Annotated in this window: 21 protein-coding genes; 13 read left to right on the top strand and 8 right to left on the bottom strand. The window is 73.8% G+C overall.

All coding sequences use genetic code 11. The features are described 5' to 3' along the window. The coding region (locus BJ981_RS34945) for a sensor histidine kinase (protein ID WP_375784952.1) at positions 1 to 499 on the top strand (499 nt) is incomplete at its 5' end. Then, on the top strand, positions 490 to 1134 hold the full coding sequence (locus tag BJ981_RS34940) for a response regulator (protein WP_184617615.1): 645 nt from the start codon (positions 490 to 492) through the stop codon (positions 1132 to 1134). The genes BJ981_RS34945 and BJ981_RS34940, both read left to right, overlap by 10 nt. Before the next feature lie 164 nt (positions 1135 to 1298). Here BJ981_RS34940 and BJ981_RS34935 read toward each other — a convergent pair whose 3' ends face one another. Next, entirely contained in the window at positions 1299 to 1724 is a 426-nt protein-coding gene (locus BJ981_RS34935) for a helix-turn-helix domain-containing protein (protein ID WP_184617614.1), read from the bottom strand. A gap of 383 nt (positions 1725 to 2107) precedes the next feature. Between BJ981_RS34935 and BJ981_RS34930 the strand changes: the two genes are divergently transcribed. Together BJ981_RS34930 and BJ981_RS34925 are read left to right on the top strand one after the other, a co-directional pair. Next, positions 2108 to 4828 carry an ATP-binding protein gene (locus tag BJ981_RS34930; protein WP_184617613.1) on the top strand — a complete coding sequence of 907 codons (2721 nt, stop codon included), beginning with the start codon at positions 2108 to 2110 and terminating at the stop codon, positions 4826 to 4828. A gap of 283 nt (positions 4829 to 5111) precedes the next feature. Next, entirely contained in the window at positions 5112 to 5993 is an 882-nt protein-coding gene (locus BJ981_RS34925; RefSeq protein WP_184617612.1) for a GNAT family N-acetyltransferase, read from the top strand. Between the two features lie 32 nt (positions 5994 to 6025). Here BJ981_RS34925 and BJ981_RS34920 read toward each other — a convergent pair whose 3' ends face one another. Next, positions 6026 to 6733 carry a TetR/AcrR family transcriptional regulator gene (locus tag BJ981_RS34920; RefSeq protein WP_184617611.1) on the bottom strand — a complete coding sequence of 236 codons (708 nt, stop codon included), beginning with the start codon at positions 6731 to 6733 and terminating at the stop codon, positions 6026 to 6028. A gap of 92 nt (positions 6734 to 6825) precedes the next feature. Between BJ981_RS34920 and BJ981_RS34915 the strand changes: the two genes are divergently transcribed. Continuing rightward, a complete protein-coding gene (locus BJ981_RS34915) occupies positions 6826 to 8031 on the top strand; it encodes a carotenoid oxygenase family protein (RefSeq protein ID WP_184617610.1) in 1206 nt (401 codons plus the stop codon). A gap of 20 nt (positions 8032 to 8051) precedes the next feature. Here the strand turns inward: BJ981_RS34915 and BJ981_RS34910 are convergent, their stop codons facing one another. From BJ981_RS34910 to BJ981_RS34900, 3 genes are all read right to left on the bottom strand, one after another. Beyond that, a complete protein-coding gene (locus tag BJ981_RS34910; protein ID WP_184617609.1) occupies positions 8052 to 8411 on the bottom strand; it encodes a YciI family protein in 360 nt (119 codons plus the stop codon). A gap of 73 nt (positions 8412 to 8484) precedes the next feature. Then, complete coding sequence (locus tag BJ981_RS34905; RefSeq protein ID WP_184617608.1) at positions 8485 to 9231, bottom strand: SRPBCC family protein; 747 nt, start codon at positions 9229 to 9231, stop codon at positions 8485 to 8487. A gap of 1 nt (position 9232) precedes the next feature. Next, a complete protein-coding gene (locus tag BJ981_RS34900) occupies positions 9233 to 9859 on the bottom strand; it encodes an ArsR/SmtB family transcription factor (protein ID WP_184617607.1) in 627 nt (208 codons plus the stop codon). A 207-nt stretch (positions 9860 to 10066) separates the two neighbouring features. Here BJ981_RS34900 and BJ981_RS34895 point away from each other — a divergent pair, with 207 nt between their 5' ends. From BJ981_RS34895 to BJ981_RS34880, 4 genes are all read left to right on the top strand, one after another. Then, a complete protein-coding gene (locus BJ981_RS34895) occupies positions 10067 to 11620 on the top strand; it encodes a LamG-like jellyroll fold domain-containing protein (protein WP_184617606.1) in 1554 nt (517 codons plus the stop codon). 159 nt (positions 11621 to 11779) lie between these two features. Beyond that, complete coding sequence (locus tag BJ981_RS34890; RefSeq protein WP_184617605.1) at positions 11780 to 12334, top strand: TetR/AcrR family transcriptional regulator; 555 nt, start codon at positions 11780 to 11782, stop codon at positions 12332 to 12334. Positions 12335 to 12435: 101 nt separating this feature from the next. Then, positions 12436 to 14607 (top strand): MMPL family transporter, encoded by a 2172-nt coding sequence (locus BJ981_RS34885; protein ID WP_184617604.1) that lies wholly within the window; start codon positions 12436 to 12438, stop codon positions 14605 to 14607. A gap of 100 nt (positions 14608 to 14707) precedes the next feature. Beyond that, on the top strand, positions 14708 to 15883 hold the full coding sequence (locus tag BJ981_RS34880) for an MFS transporter (RefSeq protein ID WP_239139095.1): 1176 nt from the start codon (positions 14708 to 14710) through the stop codon (positions 15881 to 15883). Between the two features lie 6 nt (positions 15884 to 15889). Here the strand turns inward: BJ981_RS34880 and BJ981_RS34875 are convergent, their stop codons facing one another. Next, the gene (locus tag BJ981_RS34875) at positions 15890 to 16264 is read right to left on the bottom strand and encodes a winged helix-turn-helix transcriptional regulator (RefSeq protein WP_184617602.1); all 375 of its coding nucleotides are present in this window, start codon (positions 16262 to 16264) and stop codon (positions 15890 to 15892) included. A gap of 161 nt (positions 16265 to 16425) precedes the next feature. Between BJ981_RS34875 and BJ981_RS34870 the strand changes: the two genes are divergently transcribed. After that, positions 16426 to 17208: an SDR family oxidoreductase gene (locus BJ981_RS34870; RefSeq protein WP_184617601.1), complete on the top strand. Its 783-nt coding sequence runs from the start codon at positions 16426 to 16428 to the stop codon at positions 17206 to 17208. A 60-nt stretch (positions 17209 to 17268) separates the two neighbouring features. Here BJ981_RS34870 and BJ981_RS34865 read toward each other — a convergent pair whose 3' ends face one another. Together BJ981_RS34865 and sigJ are read right to left on the bottom strand one after the other, a co-directional pair. Continuing rightward, positions 17269 to 18381 carry an NAD(P)/FAD-dependent oxidoreductase gene (locus tag BJ981_RS34865; protein ID WP_184617599.1) on the bottom strand — a complete coding sequence of 371 codons (1113 nt, stop codon included), beginning with the start codon at positions 18379 to 18381 and terminating at the stop codon, positions 17269 to 17271. A gap of 83 nt (positions 18382 to 18464) precedes the next feature. Then, complete coding sequence (gene sigJ, locus BJ981_RS34860; protein WP_239139096.1) at positions 18465 to 19337, bottom strand: RNA polymerase sigma factor SigJ; 873 nt, start codon at positions 19335 to 19337, stop codon at positions 18465 to 18467. Between the two features lie 124 nt (positions 19338 to 19461). Here sigJ and BJ981_RS34855 point away from each other — a divergent pair, with 124 nt between their 5' ends. From BJ981_RS34855 to BJ981_RS34845, 3 genes are all read left to right on the top strand, one after another. Further along, entirely contained in the window at positions 19462 to 19950 is a 489-nt protein-coding gene (locus BJ981_RS34855; RefSeq protein WP_184617598.1) for a MarR family winged helix-turn-helix transcriptional regulator, read from the top strand. Between the two features lie 72 nt (positions 19951 to 20022). After that, a complete protein-coding gene (locus tag BJ981_RS34850; protein WP_184617596.1) occupies positions 20023 to 21471 on the top strand; it encodes a DHA2 family efflux MFS transporter permease subunit in 1449 nt (482 codons plus the stop codon). Positions 21472 to 21605: 134 nt separating this feature from the next. Beyond that, on the top strand, positions 21606 to 23189 hold the full coding sequence (locus BJ981_RS34845) for an MFS transporter (RefSeq protein WP_184617594.1): 1584 nt from the start codon (positions 21606 to 21608) through the stop codon (positions 23187 to 23189). The last annotated feature ends 32 nt before the right edge of the window (positions 23190 to 23221 follow it).

The following is a 23221-nucleotide window of genomic DNA, read 5'->3' as shown; positions in this document are numbered from 1 at the left end:
CGCCCGGCACGACGCCGACCCGGCCAGGTCCGCCGCGCTGGTCGCCCAGGCCTACGACGAGTCGCGGCGGCTCCTGGACGAGCTGCGCAGCGTGGCCTGGCGCGTCTACCCGACCGCGCTGGACGAGCTCGGGCTGCGCGCCGCGCTCGCGGGCGTCGCCGAGCGGGCCGGCGTGCCGGTGACCGTGCGCTACGGGATCGCCGGGCGGCCGGTCTCGGAGATCGAGACCGCGCGGTACTTCGTCGCCCGGGAGGCGATCACCAACGCGATCAAGCACGCGGGCGCGCGTGACATCCTGGTCGTGGTGGAGGAGGACGAGGGGACGGTGCGCGTGGCCGTCACCGACGACGGCGCGGGCGGCGCCGACCCCGCCGGAGGAGGGCTGTCCGGGCTGGCCCGGCGCGTGCGGGCGCTGGACGGCGCGTTCACCGTGGACAGCCCGCCCGGCGGGCCCACCAGGATCGCGGCCACGCTGCCCAAGGAGGTCCCGTGCGGCTGATCCTGGCCGACGACTCGGTCCTGCTCCGCGAGGGCATGACGCGGCTGCTGGCCGACGCCGGGCACGAGGTCGTGGCCGCCGTGGGCGACGGGCGGGCGCTGCTGGACGCGGTCGGCGCGCACCCGCCCGACGTGGCGGTGATCGACGTGCGCATGCCGCCGACCTTCACCGACGAGGGGCTGCGGGCGGCGCTGGACATCCGCGGGCGCCACCCCGGGGTCGGCGTGCTCGTGCTGTCGCAGTACGTGGAGAAGACGTACGCGGCCAGGCTGCTCGCGGACGACGCCGGGGGCGTGGGGTACCTGCTCAAGGACCGCGTCTCGGAGGTGGCCGGCTTCCTGGACGCGCTGGAGCGGATCCGCGCGGGCGGCACCGCCGTCGATCCCGAAGTGGTGCGCCGGCTCCTCGCCCACACCACCCGCGCCGACCCGCTGAGCAGGCTGAGCCCGCGCGAGACGGAGGTGCTGCGCCACCTCGCCCAGGGCTACGTGAACACGGCGATCGCCGAACGGCTGCACGTGTCGCTGAGCACCGTCGAGAAGCACGTCGCCTCGCTGCTGGACAAGCTGGAGCTGCCGCGCGACCCCGTCTACAGCCGCAGGGTGCTGGCCGTCCTGCGCTACCTCGGCGACTGACGGCCGTCCGGGCGTCCCGTGCGGGCTCCCGGACCGGCGGCCGGCGGGAGTGCGCCGGCCGCCGCCGGACGTGGCGCGTCTCAGTGACCAGGCTCGGTGACCAGGCCCAGTGACCAGGCCCAGTACGGGGCCCAGGACGGGCTCGGTGGCGAGGCTCGGTGGGCTCAGGCGTGCGAGCACTCGGACGGCGCGCGCGAGGCGCGCAGGCCGGTGAGCGTGTGGCGGATGGGCCGCCGGTCGTTCCTCAGCAGGGCCTCCAGCGCGGCCTCTGCGCGCTCCGCCCGGGCCCGCAGCCGCTCCACCTCGCTCTTGAGCTCCTCCCTGGACGAGTACGCCGCCGACGCGCCGGCCGCCACGCGGCGGCGCGCCATCAGCCACTGCTCCTTGTCCTCGCCGCACGCGGTCACGAACGCGACCAGCGTGCCGGTGCGGGGCATCGTGGTGGCGCCGCTGACGATGCCGTGCACGGTGGCGGGGCTGAGGCCGGCGGCCTCCGCCAGGCGCTGGTGGCTCCACTTCCCCTGCCGGAACAACGCGCGCAACTGCTGGGACAGCTCCTCCGGGGTCCGGACGCGGCTGGGATCGATCATGTCAACTGCTCCTCACGTCTTTGTGTCCATCGGGAGGCCGGCACGCCGTGCCGTCCGCGGACCCGCTCGGCGGAACGACGCCGCCCGGCCGCCCCCCGACGGCCGGTGGCACGCGCTCTTCCCGCCCCCGTCACCGGCACCGGCGCGACATCGGCCGTGAGCGGCATGGACACCGGCCGGGACGAACCCGGGCCGCGGTGACGCCCCTTGTGCCGGCGAACTCGATCGTGATCTCCCCGACCGAACGGTCCACCAGTTGAAAACTGTACGAATGTCGGCGGGTCGGTTTCCTCCGTCAAATTACTGAATCGTGCCCTGCAGAGCGGTCCGCTTGGTGGTGGAATTGAGGGGCCATGACAACCGAATTAACAGACAAAGGGCACATGATCGGCCGAGAGGCCGAGCTATGCCAGATACGGGACATGCTGGGCGGCGTTCGTACCAGCGGGTCGGCTCTGCTCGTCCACGGCGACGCCGGGATCGGCAAGAGCACGCTGCTGAACGCCGCCGCCGAGGCCGCCGCGACCAGGGATCTGCGCATCCTGCGCTGCACCGGCACCAGGACGGAGTCGCAGCTGGCCTTCGCGGGCCTGCACGAGTTCCTCCACCCGGTCCGGGACCGCATCGACGGGCTGCCGCCCCTGCAGGCGTCGGCGTTGCGCGCCGCGCTCGGCCTCGACGACCACTTCTCCCATGACCCGTTCCTCGTCGGGCTCGGCGCGCTGGGCCTGCTGGAGGAGGTGGCGCACGAGCGCCCGCTCCTCCTGGTGGTGGAGGACCTGCAGTGGCTCGACCACTCCAGCGTCGAGGTGCTGCGCTTCGTCGCGCGCCGCCTCGCCCTCAGCCCGATCGTGCTGCTGGCCGCCTGCCGGTCCGGCGGCGCCGAGCCGATCCCTGAGCTCGCCGTCCCGCGCCTGCACCTGTCGGGGCTCGCGACCGACGACGCCGGCCGGCTGCTCGACCGGCTCGGGCTGCCGCCCACCGGGCCGCTGCGCGGGCACATCCTCGCGGAGGCGCAGGGCAATCCGCTCGCCCTGGTCGAGCTGCCGAAGGCGCTGCATGACCAGGGGTTGCTCGACATGAGCAGCCTGCGGCCCCGGCTGCCCCTGACCGAACGGCTCCAGGAGGTCTTCGCCACCCGCGTGTCCGCCACACCGCCGCGCACCCGCCAGATGCTTCTGCTCGCCGCCGCGAACGACGGTTCATCGCTCACCGAGCTCCTCCTGGCCGCGGCCATCCGCGGGCTCGGCGTGGAGGACCTGGCCCCGGCGGAGCAGGAGGGGCTCGTGCTCTGCGCCGACGACACCATCGCGTTCCGCCATCCGCTGGTGCAGTCCGCCGTCTACACCACCGCCACACTCGCGGAGCGGATGGCAGCGCACCGCACGCTCGCCGACGTCCTCTCCGACGACCTGACCCGGTCGGTCTGGCACCGCGCCGCCGCCACGGCGGGCCGCGACGAGCAGGTGGCCGCGGCCCTGCAGGCGGTCGCCGAGAGCGCGAGCGCGCGGGGCGGCACCCGCACGGCCGTCCACGCCTTCGAGCGGGCCGCCCGGCTGTCGCCGTCGTCGGAGCGCAGGGCGCGGCGGCTCACCCTGGCCGTCGAGGCGGCGCAGCAGGCGGGGCTGACCTCGGCGATGCACGGCTTCATCGACGAGGCGCGCTCGCTCACCGACGATCCCGTGCTCACCGCCCGGCTGCTGTTCGCGGAGGCGATCGAGGCGATGACCCGCGGGACGTCCACCGTCGACCTGTCGGAACTGGTGACCGTGGCGCGCCGGGTCGCCTCGAGCGATCCCACCCTGGCCGCCTACCTGGTGGGGTGCGCGGTCGCCGAGTGCTACCAGAGCGCGAGCCCACCGGCGGTGCGGCGTGAGGTCGCCGCCGCCATCGACGCGCTCGGCCACCCGCCCGACCATCCGGTGCGGGTGGTCAACCTGAGCATGCTCCAGCCCCGGGAACACCTGGCCATGGCGCCGGCCATCGCCGCCCTGGTCGAGCAGGCCCCACCGGACGTGCTGCTGTTGATGGGGCTGGCCAACGCCGCCGAGGCCCTGCAGATGCTCCCGACGGCGGAGGCCGCGTGGCACGAGGTCGTCGCGGTGTCCCGGCGCGCCGGAGCGGCCGGCCAGCTCACGATCGCGCTGAACCGCGTGGCGCGGGGGCACGTCATCGCCGGGCGGCTCCGGGCGGCGAAGGTCGTCCTGGAGGAGGCGTCGCGGCTGGCCCTGGAGTCGGACGTGACGTTCCAGGGCGGCATCAGCGCCGTGCTTCATGCGGAGGTCTGGGCGATCCGCGGCGACGTGGAGCGCGCCGCCGCCTCGCTCGACCGCGCGAAGCAGCTGCTCGGCATCACCGTGCCCGCCTTCATCCGCGCCGAGATCCGCCGCGCCGAGGGCCTCGCCGCGCTCGCCGGCGGACGCCACCGGGAGGCGTTCGACGCCTTCGCCGAGCTCGCCACGCCCGGGTCGCCGTCCGCGGACGGGATCACCGAGATGTGGGCGGTCGCCGACCTGGCCGAGGCCGCGGTGCGCGCGAACATGGCCGGCGCGGCCCGGGAGCTGATCGCCGCCGTCTCCCCCGACCCCGGCGTGTACGACTCCTCCTACCTGCGCATCAGGTTCCACCGGGCCGACGCCCTGCTGGCCGTGGACGGCGACGCGGCGACCGCGTCCTTCGAACGGGCCCTGGCCGAGCCGGGCCTGGCCGAGTGGCCGCTGGAGGAGGCCAGAACCCGGCTGGTCTACGGGGAGTGGCTGCGCCGGCACCGCCGCGTCAGCGCGGGGCGCGCCGAGCTGCAGCGTGCTCTGGAACTGTTCGAGAGCCAGTGCGCCGCGACGTGGGCGCAGCACGCGCGTGCGGAGCTGCGGGGCGCGGGAGTGGGCGCGCGGCGCAGGGCGGACGAGGGGCTGGTGCGGCTCACCCCGCAGGAGTACCAGATCGCGCAGCTCGCCGCGGCGGGGCTGTCCAACCGGGACATCGCCGACCAGATGTTCCTGTCCCACCGCACGGTGGCCTCCCACCTCTACAAGGTCTTCCCGAAGCTCGGCGTGACGACCCGCGGCCAGTTGCGCGACGCGCTCGACAAGGCGATCACCGACTGAGCCCGCCGGATAGAGTCCCGGCGCCCGGTCGCCTCACCCATCGGACGCCCCCTTTTCCGGCATTCGGCTTGACAATGGCGCGAAACAGAGACCGTTGGCGAAACGCCGCGTCGGGCGGCTCCTCATCGTACGAAAGACATATCGGCTACGCACTGTGCCAATTGAACGGAGTATCGCGACAAAGAGGATTTCTTCGAGCAAGCTCCTGTTTCCGGCCGTCCAGAACCGTCGCCGGTTCCATTCGTGATCGCGCGGAAGGGGATCGTGCGGGCAGGATGGGGCCATGACGGCGATCATGCGGTGTTACGCCGGTCCCGCGGACCTGCGCGCGATGCAGGAGCTGACGCGGCGGGTGTGGTCGCCCGCGAGCCCGCAGCACGTCGGCGACCTGGCCTGGGGACGGTTCATGTACACCCCCGAGATCGCCGACTGGCCGATCGCGCTGTGGGAGGACGGCGGGCGCGTGGTGGCGTGGGCGTGGGCGAACCTGCCCGGCGACCTTCGGATGGAGGTGGACCCGGCGCGGCCGGAACTGCTCGACGCGGTGCTCGCCTGGTTCGACGAGCGAGCCGGCGACGGCGTCCGTACGGTGTGCCCGCTGGACGACCAGGCGGACGTGCGCGCCGCTCTGACGCGGCACGGGTACGAGCTCCAGCGGGACGGTCCCTACTTCGCCCCTCACGCCCGTTCGCTGCTCGGCCTGCCCGCGCCCGTGCTGCCGGAGGGCTACACCGCACGGCCGGTGCGCGGCGCGGAGGACCTGGACAGGCGCGTGGCGGCGCACCGGAAGGCGTGGAACCCCAGCCGCGTGACGACGGAGTCCTATCGCGCCGTCATGGCCGCCTGGCCCTACCGGCCGGGCCTGGACTGGGTGGTGGAGGCCCCGGACGGGGAGTTCGTGGCGAACTGTCACATCTGGTACGACGACGGCACGCGGGTGGGCCTCATCGAGCCCGTCGGCACGGTGCCGTCGCACCGCCGCCGCGGCCTGTCCCGCGCGGTGTGCCTGGCCGCGCTGCACGCACTGCGGGACGCGGGCGGCGGCATGGCCGTCGTCTCGCCCCGCGGGGACGAGGCGTACCCGGCGCCCGGGCGGCTCTACCGCTCGCTGGGCTTCCGGCCCTACGCGCGCACCCTCACCTACGTCAAGGAGGGCTCCCCGTAGGACGCGGCCAGGGGACACGGCGGTGACGGCGGTCAGGCCGGACGGCCGGTCGCCGGGGACGGGCCGGCGGAGACCGGGGGCCGGGCGGGGTGGACCTCGGCGGCGAGGCGTGGCGCGGAGGAGGCCACCGAGCGGGTGGCGGCCTCGACGGTGTCGCCGACGCCGACCATCAGCGTGACGAGCTGGGCCTCGAAGACGCGGTCGGCGTCGCAGGGCGCGATGAGGTAGTCGCCGAGCTCCAGGGTGACCAGGCCGTGGATGGCGGTCCAGAGCTGGTTGGCGACCAGTTCCGCGTCCCCGGTGCGGAAGCGGCCGGCCTCGATGCAGCGCGTCGCGCACTCGACGACGGTGCTGAGCGTGTAGCGGCCGTACTGGCGGTCCTCCGCGGACAGGGAGAAGCCCCCGAGGGACGCCCCGCCGAACATGACCGCGTACAGGTGCGCGTTGGTGAGCGCGTTGTGCCGGTAGGCACGGCCGAACAGCGTCATGTCGGCGACGGGGTCGCCGGTGCGGCCGACGTGGGCGAAGTAGGTCTCCAGCCGGGCGAAGCCTTCGTACACCATCTCGCGCACGAGGCCGCTCATGCCGCCGAAGTGGGTGTACACCGCCATGGTGGAGCTTCCGGCCTCGGCGGCGATGCGGCGCGCGGACAGGGCCTCGGGCCCCTCGCCGGCCAGCAGCCGGGCGGCGATGTCGACCAGGGCCGACCGGTTCTGCGTTTTCGATCGTCGTGGGCTCACCTTGACAGTATGGCATAACGGCGTTATTTTTTTCCATAACAGCGTTATGCCAACGCGTCCGGCCCCCGGTCCGAGAAGAGAGGTGCCCGATCATGACAGTGACCGAGCGCTCCATGGCGATCACCCCTGTCGTGGCCCCCGCTTTCCCGGGCCGCGACGAGCCGCTGCGCGTCGACGGCGTCATCCCCGCCGAACTGGACGGCGCGTTCGTGCGGTCCGGTCCGCATCCCGGCGGGGACGGCGGGAGCGCCCTGGTGTCGGGCGTGCGCCTCACCGGCGGCGCCGCCCAGTGGCTCAGGGCCTCCGGCGAGGGCGTGCCGTCCCGTCCGCCCGCCGCCTGGCGCGGCGCGGACGGGCGGGACGGCACGGTGAGCGCCGCCCCGGCGGTCCGCGACCGGATCACCGGCGAGTGGCACACCGTGGCCACCCGCCCGGGCCACGGCCATGCCGGCCAGGCCGGCCAGGCCGGCCAGGCCGAGCACGTGGTCATGGACGCCGACGGCCGCGTCATCGCCACGCGGTCCTTCCCGCTCGCCGGCGCTCCCCTGATGGGCGCGGTGGCGCTGACCGACCGGTACGTCGTCGTGTTCGACCTCCCCGTCGTCTACGACCACGCGGCGGCCCTGGTGGGCGCCCGCTCCCCCTACCGCGCCCGGCCGGAGCGGCCCGCGCGTCTCGGCCTGCTGCCCCGGACGGGCGGGGACGCGCGCTGGTTCGCGATCGAGGCGTGCCAGGTGACGCAGGTGGTGAACGCCTACGACGACGGTCCCCGCGTCGTCGTCGACGCCGTGCGCCACGACCTCCCCGTGAACGGGCTCGACGGTTCCCCCACCGGGACCGCGGTGCGCCGGTGGACGCTGGACGCGGTGACCGGCGACGTCGCCGCGCGCATGCTCGCCGAGGGCCTCGTCCATGGCGTGGTGGACGGCCGCCTGGCCGGGCGCCGGCACCAGATGGTGTTCGGCGTGACCGCCGGCGGGCGGGCGCTCGCCGGATACGACCTGGCGGCGGGCGGCGCCCGGGTGCGTGAGCTGGCGCCGGGCTGGACGGCGGGCCACGCGGTGTTCGCGCCGCGCGGCGCCGGCGAGGGCAACGGCTGGCTGATCGTGCTCGCGACCGAGGCCGCGCGCGGGCGCGCCGCGCTGCTGGTGCTGGACGCGCTGAACCTGGGCGGACGGCCGCAGGCCGTGATCCACCTCCCGGTGGCGCCGCCGCCGGCCGACCAGGCCGCCTGGGTCGCCGCCCCGCCGTCCGCCCGCGGGCTGGTCTCCCGGAACATGAGCACCCCGGCCGCCTGACTCCCCCGCGGCCGCTCCCGTCAGACGGCGTCGACCACGCCGACGACCGGCCGCACCTCCATCGCGCCGAACTCGGCGTCCGGCCAGCGCAGCGCGATCTCCGTGGCGCGTTCCGGCGTCGCGCAGTCGACCACCATGTAGCCGGCGAGCTGCTCCTTGGCCTCGGCGTACGGCCCGTCGGTCGTCGCGGGCACACCGCCGCGCACCCGCACCGTCCTCGCCTCACCGGCCGCGGCGAGGGCGGCCCCGCCGACCCACTCGCCCGTCCCCCGCAGCTCCTGGATGATGGCGTCCACCTCGCCCATGACGCCGTCGCGCTCGGCGTCGGACATGGCCGCCAGGGTGGCGGGGTTGTTGTAGATCATCAGCATGTACTTCATGGGTGCATCCTGCCCGGTCCGCGCGCGCGCCGTGGCGCGCACGCGGACCGGCGTGTCAGGCGGGCCGGGCAGGTCAGGCGTAGGTGCGGGCCGCCCAGGCCGCCCAGGCCTCACGGGCCGCGTCGCCGTCGACGCCGTCGGCGAAGCAGTGCTGCTCGACGACGACCGTGTCGCGGTAGCCGCACATGAACGTGTACAGCGAGTCGCCGGTGCACACGCTCGGGATGGTCGGATAGTCGGTGCTGACGACGACGCCGTCGGCCGGGGCCACGCCGTCCACCGCGATGCGCACGGGCGTGCCGGGTGTGAGCTCGCCGGTGACGCCGAGCGCGCTCCTGAAGCCGTCCCACAGGCGGGCGTGGTCGGGAACCCGCGGGCCCGGCACCAGGAAGCCGAACCGCGACGTCCGCCCGGGGAAGTGCCGGAGGTAGGCGGCGAGCTTCTTGAGGTAGTGGCCGTCGCCCTTCTTCAGCGCCTCGTACTGGGCCTCCCAGTCGTCGCCGAGGAAGCCGTTGTGCACCATGCGGAGCACGGTGCTGCCGCCCTCGCGTCCCTCGATGAGGTACTCGAAGGCCATGAACGTGCCGTCGGGGTTCTTGTCGCTCTCATAGGCGAAGCGCCGGCCCGGGTCCCAGCCGGTGACGGTGGCCGTGGAGGTCTGCCCCATCACCTCGTGGGTCAGCGCGCCGCCCTCACCCGGCTCGATGTGGTTGCGGCCCATGAACCAGGAGTCGACGCCGGGGCCGGTGGCGATCGCCTCCCAGACTTCCTCGGGTGTCGCGTCGAGCGCGATCTCTTCGCGCACCTCGAACTCGTGCATGTCAGGTCTCCTGCGTCGTGGATCGGTCCGCCTCCGCCGGCGCGGCGGCGGAGGGCACGGCGGGGTGGACGGCGACGACGACCCGGTGGTCGCGCCCGCCTTCCGCGCCCTCGTGGTGGTACTTGCCGACCAGGGCCGTCACCGCCGCGGCGAGCTCCTGGGCGAAGGCGGCGCGGTCGGCGGCCGAGGCGAAGCGGATCTCCCCGTCGATGGCGAACGTCGCGAGCGGCTTGCGCGCCCGTGCGGCGCCGGTGATGAGCGTGCCCACGTCGCGCACCAGCTTGGCGGCGAGGGCGAGCAGCCACCGCGCGGAGAGCTGGTCGGGCGAGCGGGACGGGTCGGGGGCGACCGCGTCCAGCGCGACGGGCGAGATCACGTACGAGGCCGCGGTGGCGCGCATCACGCGCTCGGTGACGTTGCCCTTGCGGCGCTCCTCGACCAGCTCGACCAGGCCGTGCCGCTCCAGGGCCTTGAGGTGGTAGTTCACCTTCTGCCGCGGAAGGCCGACCTTGGCCGCCAGCATGGTCGCCGAGGCCGGCCGCGAGAGCTCCGACAGCAGGCGCGCCCGCACAGGGTCCAGGGAGACCTCGGCCGCGGCCGGGTCCTCGATCACCGCCACATCCAGCATGAGGCCCACCCTGCCATCCGACAATCTTCCTCGTCAAGGCGACTGGAATCGTCGGAGCGCGGGCGGAGGGCGAAGGGGCGGCCGCGTGCGACGTCCAACATCGGCCACACCCTGATATTTCCTGACAAATCAGTGATACAGATCAGGGGCCGAGGGACCTCTCCTGACCCTGTGGGGATAAACATGCAGCTAAAACGCATTTTTGTCATGCTCATCGGCTTATGCACGGCACTGCTGAGCGCCATCGTGACGACCGCGCCTCCCGCCGCCGCCTCCGAGGACGGCCTGGTCGCGGCGTACGGGTTCGACGGTTCGACGGGCGACTCGTCGGGAAACGGCAACCACGGAATAGCGATCAGTCCTTTATGGGAGCAGACCGGCAAATTCGGCCAGGCGCTGTCGCTCAACGGTTCGCACTCCACTGTCGTCTCGGTCCCGGACAGCCCTTCTCTGCGGGTCTCCGACGCGTTCACGCTCGAAGCGTGGGTGCGGCCGGACGACGTCGAGGGGTGGCGGACGATCCTGCTCAAACAGCGATCGAACGGCCTGTCCTATGCGCTCTACGCCCACAGCTCATGGTTCGTGAGCGACGGTGAGAACAGCGTCACCGACGAGGACCGGCTGCCGGTCGACACCTGGTCGCACGTCGCCTCGACCTACGACGGCGAGGACCTGCGGTTCTACGTGAACGGCACGCTGATCGCCTCCTCGCCCGCCGCGGGCTCGGTGACCTACGACGGCGGCGAGCTCAGCATCGGCGGCAACTGGGTCTGGGGTGAGTACTTCACCGGCCTCCTCGACGAACTGCGGATCTACGACGTGGCCCTGACTGCGGCCCGGATCCAGAGCGACATGACGACTCCGATCAACGAGGACACCGGCCCGGACGACCCGCCCTCCGCCCCCGGCACGCTCACCGTGACGGGAGCGGACTCGGCGACGCTCCGGTGGGGCGCGGCGAACGACGACCACGGCGTGGCGTCCTACGAGGTGCACCGTTCCGTATCGCGGGACTTCGTCCCGCGCGCGAACACCCGCGTCGCCCTGGTCACCGGCACCACCTACACCGAACTCCTGCCGGTGGGCACCCACTACTACCGCGTCGTGCCCAGGGACACCGCCGGCAAGGCGGGCCCGCCCTCCGGCCAGGCCACCTTCACCCGGTCCCAGCAGGGCCTGGTCGCGGCCTACGGGTTCAACGACCACATGCTCGACGGGTCGGGGCACGAGAACCCCGGGCAGTTGTACTACTGCGATTTCACGGACACGGGCCGGTTCGGGCAGTCCATAGCGTTCGACGGGACGAATTCCGTCTTCTCGACCTGGGACAACCCCTTCGTCAGGACCACCGGCGCGTTCACCCTCGAGGCGTGGGTGCGGCCGTCCGCGCTGTCGGGGTCGCGCCCGATCGTGTCGAAGGAACGCGCGAACGGACTGTCCTACGCCCTCTACACCGACGGCGCACGGTTCACGAGCGACACGGAGAAGAGCGTCGCCAGCCCGGTCACGCCGCCGCTCGACACCTGGTCGCACATCGCCGCCACCTATGACGGCACGACGCTTCGCTTCTACGTCAACGGCGAGGAGACCGCCTCGGCGCCGGCCTCCGGGCGGCTGGTCTTCGACAGCGGCCTCTTCAGGGTCGGCGCCAACCATGTCCGCAACGAGCACTTCGCCGGTCTCATCGACGAGGTCCGCGTCTACGACATCGCCCTCACCCCGGCCCGCATCCAGGACGACATGACCATCCCGCTGGCCTAGAGGAGAACCCTCCGGGCGGGAGAGACCCCGCCCGATCACGTCCCGGGCGGGGTCTCTCCCGCCCGGGACGCCCGCGTCCGGCACATCTCGTGACCAAGTTCACACGCTCTTCCCTGACCGTTCGGACAGACCTGACCGATCGGACAGTATGGTGGTCGCGTGGCCCGCTCTTCCACCGGTCTGCGTGACCAGCTCCTCGCCGCGGCGCTGCGGTTGTTCGGCCAGCACGGCTTCCGCGGCACGTCGCTGGCCGACATCGCCTCCGACGTCGGCTGCTCCAAGGCGTCGCTGCTGTACCACTTCGCCAACAAGGAGGCGATCCTCACCGAGCTGCTGCTGCCGGTCGGCAACGAGGCGGCGGCGCTGCTCGCCCGCCTGGACGCCCTCGGCGCGCGGGCGGACGCCGAGACCACGGTCCGGGCCTTCGTCGACCTCATCCTGCGCTACCGCCGCGAGATGAAGCTGCTGTTCGACAACGTCGCCGACGTCACCTTGCTGGCCGCCCTCGACATCGGCGGCATCGACGGCATCGAGCACCGCCTGACCGGCGCGCTGGCGGGCGGCTCGCGGGACCCGTACGACCAGGTGGCCGCCTTCATGGCACTGACCGGCATGTTCGTCACCGGGGCCGCCGACCTTCCGTACGACGACGACACGCTGCGCGAGGCGATGGCCGCCGCCGCGCTGCGCACCCTGGGCCGCGACCGCGGCTGAGGCACGCTCCCGGCACTCCTCCGATCTTCGCCGATGCCCGGCGACCGCGGCCGATTCGCGCCGCCTTCCCCCGAGATCCCCCAAGGAAAGGCTTTCTGCTCATGGCGAGCTTGCTGTACCGGCTCGGCCGATGGTGCTTCGGGCGCCGCGGCCTGGTCGTGGCGATCTGGCTGCTGGTGCTGGGGTTGCTTGGCGGCGCGGCCGCCGCGTTCAGCGGCGCGACCACCGGCGAGTTCCGCATGCCCGGCACCGAGTCGCAGCGCGCGATGGACGCGCTGCGCGACCGCTTCCCGCAGAGCGGCGGCGCGACCGGCACGATCGTGGTCGCCGCCCCGCAGGGCGCGAAACTGTCCCCGGCCGACGTGGCCCCGGTCGTCAAGAAGGCCGCCGCGATCCCCGGCGTCGCCGCGGCGCTCGACCCGTTCCAGGTGGGGGCGCTGTCGCGGGACGGGCGCTACGCGCTGGTCACGGTCCAGTTCGTGGACGAGCTTCCCGACATCACCGACGCGCAGCGCGCCGCCTACCGGGACATCGCCCGCGACGCGCAGGGCGGCGGCACGCGGGTGGAGGTCGGCGGCGAGGTCGTCAGGGAGTTCCACTTCGACGGGGCCACCGAGTCGATCGGCGTCGTCGTCGCCGCGCTGGTGCTGATCATCACGTTCGGCTCCCTGGTGGCCGCCGGGATGACGCTGGTCAACGCCCTGGTCGGCGTCGGCGTCGGGATGGCCGGGCTGTACGCGCTGACCGGCGTGGTGGAGCTCAACGACGCCACCCCCGTGCTGGCGCTGATGCTGGGCCTGGCCGTCGGCATCGACTACTCGCTGTTCATCACCTCCCGGTACCGCCAGTACCTGCTGGAGGGCGTCCCCGCGCGGGAGGCCGCCGGGCGCGCGATCGGCACCGCGGGCTCCGCGGTGGTGTTCGCGGGCGCCACCGTGGTCATCGCCCTGGCCGGCCTGTCGGTGGTCGGCGTCCCGTTCCTCACCGCCATGGGCCTGGCCGCCGCGGCCACCGTGGCCGTCGCCGTGCTGGTCGCCCTCACCCTGCTGCCGGCCGTGCTCGCCTGGACCGGCACCAAGATCCTGCCCCGCCGGCACCGCGCCGCCGGGACCGCCGCCCCCGTCAAGGAGGGGTTCGGCTACCGCTGGGGCCGCCTGATCACCCGGCTGCGCGTGCCGGTGCTGCTGGCCGGGGTGCTGGCGCTCGGCGCGCTGGCCCTGCCGGTCACCGGCATGCACCTGGCCCTGCCCGACGCCGGGACCGCGGCCGAGGACTCCTCGGAGCGCAAGGCCTACGACATGATCAGCGAGGGGTTCGGCCCGGGGTTCAACGGCCGCCTCGTCACGGTGGTGTCCGCCGGTGACGCCGGGACCACCCGCGCGGCCGCCCAGCAGGCCGGCGCGCTCATCGGCGGCGTGCGGGGCGTGGCGGCGGTGGCGCCGCCGCAGTTCAACCAGTCCGGCACCACCGCGCTGGTGGCGGTCATCCCCACGACCGGCCCGACCGACGCCGCCACCGAGGACACCGTCCACGCCATCCGCGCGAAGCTGACCGGCGTCCGGGGGGCGGAGGTCTCGCTGACCGGCACCACGGCGGTCGGCATCGACATCTCCGCCAAGCTCGCCGACGCCCTGCCCGTCTACCTGATCATCGTGGTGGGCCTGTCGGTCCTGCTGCTGATGCTGGTGTTCCGCTCGCTGCTGGTGCCGCTCAAGGCCGCGGCCGGGTTCCTGCTGACCGTCGGCTCCACCTTCGGCGTCACCGTGGCGGTGTTCCAGGACGGACGGCTGGCGAACCTGGTCGGCGTGGACACCCCCGGACCGCTGGTCAGCTTCCTTCCCATCATCCTCATCGGCATCCTGTTCGGCCTGGCCATGGACTACGAGGTGTTCCTGGTGTCCAAGATGCGCGAGGACTACGTGCACGGCGACACCGCGCGGCAGGCCACGATCAACGGCCTCGGCGAGAACGCCCGCGTGGTGACGGCCGCCGCGCTGATCATGATCTCGGTGTTCGCCGGGTTCGTGTTCACCTCCGACCCGATCATCAAGTCGATCGGGTTCGCGCTGGCCGTCGGCGTGTTCATCGACGCGTTCGTGGTCCGCATGACGCTGGTGCCCGCGGTGATGTCGCTGCTCGGCCGCGCCGCGTGGTGGCTGCCCCGTCCCCTGGACCGGGCCCTGCCCGACCTCGACATCGAAGGAGAGCGGCTGCGCCACCACCTGGACGCGACGCCGTCCGAGGAGGGCAGCCGCGCCGGCGTGGGCCGCTAGGTCTGGGCGCCGGGGCCGCCCTCGTGGACGCGGCCCCGGCGCCGCCCTTCCCATTCGCGAGCAAGTGATCGGAAACGTCTTTTCTGTTAGGTTCGGTGCCGTGGACTCACGCGCGCTGAGACGAGCCCGCGTGGCCGTCGCGATGACCTTCGCCGTCCATGGCGCCGTGAGCGGCTCCTTCGCCACCCGCATCCCCTGGATCCAGGACCACGTGCAGGCCGGTCCCGGCGAGCTGGGCCTGGCGCTGCTCGCCCCGGCCGTCGGGTCGCTGATCGCGATGCCGATGGCCGGCCGGGTCATCCACCGCTTCGGCAACCGCCCCGCCACCCGCGTGCTGCTCGCCCTGTGGTCGGTGATGCTCGCGCTCCCCGCGGTGGCGCCCGACCTCGGCGTGCTGTGGGTGACGCTGCTGGTGTTCGGCGCGTCGGCGGGCATGTGCGACGTCGGCATGAACGAGCAGGGCGTCGTGGTCGAGCAGCGCATGGGCCGCTCGATCATGTCGGGGTTGCACGGCATGTGGAGCGTCGGCGGCCTGGCGGGCGGGGCGGCGGGCACGCTGGCCGCGCACTTCGGGGTCGACGCCCGGATCCACCTCGGCGTCACGGCCGCGGTGCTCCTCGCCGTCGGCCTGGTCATCGGCCGCCACCTGCTGGACGTGCGCCCGCGCGACGACCAGGAGGCCCCCGCGCACTTCGTGCTGCCGTCCCGCTCGGTGCTGCTGCTCGGCCTGATCGGCTTCTGCGCGGTCTTCGGCGAGGGCGCGGGCGCGGACTGGAGCGCCGTCTACCTCAGGGACGTGGCGGGAGCGTCGCCGGGCCTGGCGGCGATGAGCTACACGGCGTTCGCGCTCACCATGGCGGTGGGGCGGCTGTCCGGCGACATGGTGGTCCGGCGCCTCGGGGCCGTCGTGACCGTACGGATCAGCGGGCTGCTCGCGGCGCTCGGCGGGGTGCTCGTCGTCCTCGCCCGCTCCCCGGTCCCCGCCGTCGCCGGCTTCATGCTGATCGGGCTGGGCGTGGCCGTGGTGGTGCCGCTGGCCTTCGCCGCGGCCGGCAACGCCGCGCGCACGCCGAGCGAAGGCGTGGCCGGGGTGGCCACGCTCAGCTACAGCTCCGGTTTCATCGCGCCGAGCGCGATCGGCGGCATCGCCGCCCAGACCAGCCTGCCGGTGTCGTTCGGCGTGGTGACGGTGCTCATGGTCGCGGTGCTGCTGCTCGCGGGCACGCTCGGCCGGCGCCGCGCGCCGGTGGAGTCCGCCTCCACGCCCGTGTCCTGACCCGGGCTACGGCCGCGCGCCGCGCGGCCTCGCCCTCTCCTGTTCCAGGGACTCCTGCGCGGCGGCGATGCGCTCCATGTGGGCGTGCCCCCACTCGCCGAGCGGTTCCAGCGCGGCGTTCAGCGACGCCCCGAACCCGGTGAGCGAGTACTCCACCTTGGGCGGGACCTGCCGGTGGATCTCGCGGCGCACCAGCCCGTGCGCCTCCATCTCGCGCAGCTGCTGGATCAGCATCTTCTCGCTGATGCCGGGGATGTCGCGCCTGAGCTCCCCGAAGCGCCGCGTGCCCTCGCTGAGCCGCCACAGGATGCGCGCCTTCCACTTGCCGCCCATGACGTCGACGGCGGCGTCCAGGCCGCACGCGTAGGGCTGTCTCGACATGCGTGACCGTCCTAACTGACCGGTAGGTGGGTACCGCACAAAATAGTAGGTACTTGCCGGTTCCGGCGGCGGCCACGAGGCTTGCCCGTGCGACCGGAGGCCGGCGGCGCACCGCCGCCGCGCCACGTCGCGTCATCCCCCCGACGAGAAACGGAGCCCGCATGCCCGCGATCACGCATACCCCTCCCCCGTACAGTGGCAGGACGGCCGTCATCACCGGCGGCACGATCGGCATCGGCCTCGCCACGGCCAAGGCGCTGGTGGCGGGCGGCGCGCGGGTCGTGGTGACCGGCCGCAACGAGGACAACCTGCGGGCGGCGCGAGAGGAGCTCGGACCCGGCGCGCACGTCGTGCGCTCCGACACCGCCGACCTCGGCGACATCGACGCCCTGGCCGCGCTCGCCGGGGAACGGCTCGGCCGGGTGGACCTGGTGTTCGTCAACGCCGGGGTCGCCACCCTGCACCCCTTTCAGGACGTCACCGAGGACGACTACGACCGGCAGTTCGACGTCAACACCAAAGGGGCGTACTTCACCATGCGCCGCCTCGCCCCGCTGGTCAGGGACGGCGGGTCGTTCGTGCTGACCACCTCGGTCACGGTGGGCTCCGGCACCCCCGGCATGAGCGTCTACTCGGGCACCAAGGCCGCGCTGCGGTCGTTCGCCCAGGTGTTCGCCGCCGAGCTGCTGCCGCGCGGCGTCCGGGTGAACACCGTGAGCCCGGGCTTCATCAGGACGCCCACGCTCGGCGCCGTGGACGCCACCGAGGAGGAGCGCGCCGCGTTCGAACGGCTCGGGGACGCCGTCACCCCGATGCGCCGGCACGGCACCAGCGAGGAGGTCGCCGCCGCGGTCCTGTTCCTGGCCTTCGAGGCCACCTTCACCACCGGCGCGGATCTCGCGGTGGACGGCGGCCTCGGCCAGGGCCTGTCCCACCCCGCCTGAGCGGAGGCGGGATGGGGGCGGCGCGGGCCGCCCCCGGTCGTCCGGCGCGGCGTGCGGGGGTCACAGGGAGGACGGGACCGCGGGGTGGCGCATCGCGATGATCGTGCCGCGGACGATGCCCTCCTTGTAGAGGGCGGCCAGGCGGCCGGTGAGCACGGCCTCGCGCGGGGTGTCGTCGGCGCGCACGAACTGGACCAGCGCGTCGTGCCGGCCGAGGCTCACGCACTGGTTGAAGAAGCGGAAGCGCAGCGGCCTGGCCTCCCGCCCGGCGAGCCGGGCGGCGATGGCGCGCGCGGCCGTCTGGCCGGTGGGGATGCCGGTGGCGCAGGCCATGCGCAGCTCACGCCCGCCCGGCCCCCGCACGGCCGCCGCGTCGCCGGCGCCGTAGACGTCCGGGTGGGACACCGAGCGCAGCGTGGCGTCGACGCGTACGCGGCCCCGCTCGTCCACGGCGATCCCGGCCTCCCGGGCCAGGTCCTGGACGCGGAAGCCGGTCGTCCAGACCACGGTGTCGGCGGCGAGATGCTCGTCGTCCTGGAGGACCAGGCCGTCGGCGCGCACCTCGGCGACCTCGGCGTGCTCGCGGACCTCGACGCCGAGCCGGGCGAACACGCGCCGCACGTGCCCCCGTCCGCGCCGGGACAGCCCCTCGCCGAGGACGCCGCCGGTCACCAGCCGCACCTTGACCCCGGGGTGGGCCTCGGCCAGCTCGGCGGCGGACTCGATGCCGGTCAGGCCGCCGCCGACCACGGCGACCGTGGCCGCCTCCGCCATGCGGGCGCGCAGCCGCCCGGCCTGGTCCGGTGCGGCGACGGCGTGGGCGTGCTCGGCGGCGCCGGGCACCGCGTCGAGGTCGGCGCCGCTGCCGAGGGCGTAGACCAGCGTGTCGTAGGAGAGGTCGGGGAGGTCCCCGGCCAGGCGCACCGCGCGGGCGCCGGTGTCGATCGCCGTCACGCGGGCGAGGACGAGCTCGACGCCGGTGCCGGCGAGCAGGTCGCGCAGCGGCAGGTCGCGCAGGGTCTCCCCGGCGGCGAGCTGGTGCAGGCGCACGCGCTCGGTGAACCGGTCGCCCGCGTTGACGAGCGTGACGCGGACGCCGCTCTCCGCCGCCAGGAGCTTCGCGGCGACCAGCCCGGAGTAGCCCGCCCCGAGGACCACGATGTGAGGTGACATGTCGTTCTCCCTTCGTCGCGTCTTGAACCGGCGAGAGGGAGCGTCCGTGACACCCGCGGGGTGTGAACCCCGTCACACCGCGGTCACCGCGTGCGGGCGGCGACGTAGGCGAGCTTGTCGGGGTTGGTGATCGTGCGCAGGGCGGTGACCCGGCCGTCGGCGAACTCGGGGACGGTGAGGGCGATCAGCGTGCCCTGGTGCCAGGAGAGCAGGGCGGGCCCGCCGTTGACCATGGCGATCGACGCCTCGGCCCGCTCCTTGATCAGGCGTCTGGCCACGCCGAGCACGAAGCGCAGCACCCGGAGGCGCCCGGCGATCGGATGCGGCGCGGCGGGGGCCTTGCCGCCGCCGTCGGCCCAGGAGACGGCGTCCTCGGCGAGCATGCGCTCCAGCGCGGCCACGTCGCCCCGGGCGGCGGCGGCCAGGAAGCGCTCGAGTATCCGGGTGGTCTCCTCCGGCGTCGTGGTGAAGCGTTTGCGCGGCTCGCCGACGTGCGCGCGTGCCCGGTGGTAGAGCTGGCGGGCGTGGGCCTCGTCGACGTCGAGGATCTCGGCGATCTCGCGGTGGCCGTGGCCGAACGCCTCGCGCAGGACGAAGGCGGCGCGCTCGGGCGGGGTGAGCCGCTCCAGCAGCAGGAGCATGCCGAACGACAGCGACTCGCGCTGCTCGACGGTCTCCAGCGGGCCGAGGGCGCCGTCGCCGGTGGGGACCGGCTCGGGCAGCCACGTGCCCACGTAGCACTCGCGGCGGGCACGGGCCGAGGTGAGGCGGTTCAGGCACAGGTTGGTGACCACCTTGGTCAGCCAGGCGTCCGGCACGGCGACCTCGCCGCTCTTCTCCCAGCGCAGGTAGGCGTCCTGTACGACGTCCTCGGCCTCGGCGGCCTCGCCGAGCATGCGGTAGGCCAGCCCGAGCAGCCGCGGGCGACTCGCGGTGAACCGATCGAGCTTGGTCACGACCGCCAGTCTGTCAGGGCGCCGTGCCGCCCGCGCGAAAGGCCCCAGGCGTGCGGGCGGGCGAACACGCCGGCAGACTAGTCCCGCTACAAAACTATCCGTTACCTGACGTATTCTCGGAGGCATGAGCACGCCCGCGCCTTCCAGAACCGTCCGCGACCTCACCGGCATGCTCGCGCACGCCGCCCACGTGATGACCACCCGGCTCACCGCCGCGCTGGCCGAGATCGGCAGCTCGCCGCGCGCGCACTGCGTGCTGTTCCACGCCATGGAGGCCGAGCGCACGCAGATCCAGATCGCCGAGATGACCGACCTGGACAAGACGACCATGGTCGTGACCGTGGACGAGCTGGAGCGCGAGGGCCTGGCCGAGCGCCGCCCGTCCACGACCGACCGGCGCGCGCGCATCGTCGCGGTCACGCCTCTCGGCGAGGAGAACGTGCGGCGCGGCCAGGAGATCGTCGACCGGGTGCACGCCGAGGTGCTGGGATTCCTGCCCGAGGACCAGCGGCAGGGGTTCGTCGACGCGCTGGCCCGCCTGGTCGACGGCGAGCTGGCCAAGCCCGTCGAGTGCGACAGGCCGGTGCGGAGGCCGCGCCAATCGCGCAAGTGATCCTTTGAGAGATAGTCTGTTAGCAGAGTATCTGCTACGGTCTCTTCTGTCGTTCTACCGAACAGGAGAGACATGTCCACCTCCGCGCGTTCGCGCACCCTGGCGCTCGCCATCCTGTGCGCCGGGATGCTGATGATCGTCCTGGACGGGGTGATCGTCACCGTGGCACTCCCCGCCATGCAGCGCGACCTCGGCTTCACCCCCTCCGGCCTGACCTGGACCGTCAACGCCTACATGATCGCCTTCGGCGGTTCTTTGTTGCTGGCCGGACGGCTCGGCGACCTCGTCGGCCGCAGGCACGTGTTCGTGGCCGGGCTCGCGATCTTCAGCGCCGCCTCCGCGCTGTGCGGGCTGGCGAGCGGGCCGGAGATGCTCATCGCCGTGCGGTTCCTGCAGGGTCTCGGCGGCGCGATGGCCTCGGCCGTCAGCCTCGGCATGATCGTGACGCTGTACCCCGAGCCCGCCGGGCGCGCCAAGGCGTTCGGCGCGTTCAGCTTCGTCGGCGCGGGCGGCGCCTCGCTCGGCCAGGTGCTCGGCGGCGTGCTCACCCAGGGCCTGAGCTGGCACTGGATCTTCTTCGTCAACGTGCCCATCGGCGTGCTGGCGATCGTGCTCGCCGTGCGGGTGCTGCCGGCCGACCGCGGCCTCGGCCTGCGCGCGGGCGCCGACCTCCTCGGCGCCGCGCTGGTCACCGCCGGGCTGATGCTGGGCGTCTACACGATCGTCGAGGCCGGGGGGCGCGGCTGGGCCTCCGCGCACACCCTCGGCTTCGGCGCGGTGTCGGCGGTCCTGCTCACGGCCTTCGTCGTGCGGCAGGCCCGGGCCGAGAAGCCGCTGCTCCCCCTGCGCGTGTTCGCCTCCAGGAACGTCACCGGCGCCAACGTGATCCAGGCCCTCATGGTCTCGGCGCTGTTCTCCTTCCAGGTGCTCATCGCCCTCTACATGCAGAACGTCCTCGGCTACAGCGCCGGGGAGACGGGCCTCGCCATGCTGCCCTGCGCCGCGGCGATCGCGGTGGTCACGCTGCTCGTCGCCGCCCCCCTGATCGCCCGGTTCGGCGAGCGCCGGGTGCTGGTCGCCGGGCTCGCGCTGCTGACCGTGGGCATCGGCCTGCTGACCCGGCTGCCCGCCGCCGACGCCCGCTACGTGACCGACCTGTTGCCCACCATGCTGTCGGGCGCCGGCTTCGGCCTGGCGATCACCGCGCTCACCACCCTGGCCATGTCCGCCGCGCGTCCCGACGACGCCGGGCTCGCCTCGGGGCTGTTCAACACCACCCAGCAGGTCGGCGGCGCCGTGGGCCTGGCCGTCCTCGGCACGATCGCCGCCGCCTCCACCGACACGGCCCTCGCGGGGGGCGCGGAGCGCGCCGCCGCGCTGACCGGCGGGTTCCACCTGGCCTTCACGGTCGCGACCGGCCTGCTGCTAGCCTCGCTGGTGCTGGCCCTGACCGTCCTGCGCGGCGCCCCGCCCGCCGCGGCCCCCGCCGACGCCCCGGCGCCCGAGACCGCGCGGGCCTGACGCGGGTCTGACGCGGGTCTGACCGGTTCGAGACCCGGCCCGGCACGGTCAGCGTCCGGTGCGCGCACGGTCAGCGCCCCCGTCGAGGGTGTGCGGGACAGCGACCCGCCGCACCCCGAAGGAGAGCTCCCGACATGGCGGAACCGGACGTCACCGGCACCACGGCCAGGGCCGGCCGCAAGGAATGGATCGGCCTGGCCGTGCTCGTGCTGCCCTGCCTGCTCGTCTCGATGGACCTCAGCGTGCTGTTCCTGGCGCTGCCGTTCATCAGCGCCGATCTGACCCCGACCGGCACCCAGCAGCTCTGGATGATGGACATCTACGGGTTCGTGCTGGCCGGCATGCTGATCACGATGGGCGCCCTCGGCGACAGGATCGGCCGCCGCCGGCTGCTGATCGCCGGAGCCGGGGCGTTCGGCGCCGCCTCGGTGGCCGCCGCCTACTCCGGCAGCGCCGAGGCGCTGATCGCGGCCCGCGCGCTGCTGGGCCTGGCCGGGGCCACGCTGATGCCGTCCACGATGGCGCTGATCCGCACCATGTTCCACGACCCGCTCCAGCGCAAGTCCGCCATCGCGATCTGGACCGGCGGCATGACCGGGGGAGCCGTGATCGGCCCCATCGTCGGAGGCTTCCTGATGGAGCACTACTGGTGGGGCTCGGCGTTCCTGGTCAACGTGCCCGCGATGGCGCTGCTGCTCGTCCTCGGCCCGGTCCTGCTCCCCGAGTTCCGCGTCCCCGCCCCCGGCCGCTTCGACGTGTCCGGCGCGCTGCTGTCGCTGGCCGCCGTGATCGCCGTCATCTACGGCGTCAAGGAGACGGCGGTCGGCGGGGTCGCGCCCCTCCCCCTGCTCTGCCTCGGCGGCGGGCTCCTCCTCGGCGCCGTGTTCCTCCACCGGCAGCGCCGCGCCGCGGCCCCGCTGATCGAGCCGGCCCTGCTGCGGCACCGCACGTCCGGCACCTCCCTCGCGGTGAACATCGTGGTGATGTTCGGCTTCATCGGCGGATCGCTCCACACCAACCAGTACCTTCAGCTCGTCCTGGACATGCGGCCCTTCGCCGCCGCGCTGTGGTCGCTGGCCGTGGTCCCGGCCATCGTGGCGGGCGTCACCCTGTCGGGAACGCTGGCGCGGCGGACGCGTCCCGGGCACGCGCTGGCCGTGGGCCTGTTCGTCGCCGCCGGCGGGTCGCTGCTGCTGGCGGCGCTGCGGGCCGACTCTCCGCTGTGGCTGTTCGTGACGGCCGTGTCGGCGCTGGCCTCCGGCGTCCTGATGGCGGCCACGCTGACCGCCGACATGATCCTCACCGCCGCGCCGCCCGAGCGGGCCGGCGCCGCGTCCGCGCTGTCGGAGACCAGCACCGAGTTCGGCGGGGCGCTCGGGATGGCGGTGCTCGGCAGCGTCGGCGCCGCCGTCTACGGCGGGCGGATGGCGGAGCCGTCGATCCAAGGGCTGTCCCCGGAGGCGGCGGAAGCGGCGGGCGGCACGCTGGCGGCCGCGGTCGCCGAGGCCGCGCGGGTGTCCGGCCCGGCCGGGGACGCGCTGCTGCGCGCGGCCAGGGACGCCTTCACCCAGGGGATGAACGTGACGGCGGCGGCCGGGGCGGTGGTCATGGCGGCGGCGGCCGTCCTCGCCATGGTGCTGCTGCGCCGCGTCGAGCCGGGCACCGCGGCGCGGACGGCCTCCTCGGCCGAGCCCGCCGGGCCCGCCGTCCGCGCGTGAGACCCGCCGCCGCGCCCCCGGGAAGCGATCAG

The sequence above is a fragment of the Sphaerisporangium krabiense genome (assembly GCF_014200435.1).
Lineage (GTDB): Bacteria > Actinomycetota > Actinomycetes > Streptosporangiales > Streptosporangiaceae > Sphaerisporangium > Sphaerisporangium krabiense.
Note: the sequence above shows the minus strand (reverse complement) of the source record. Positions and strands in the feature narration are given on the sequence as shown.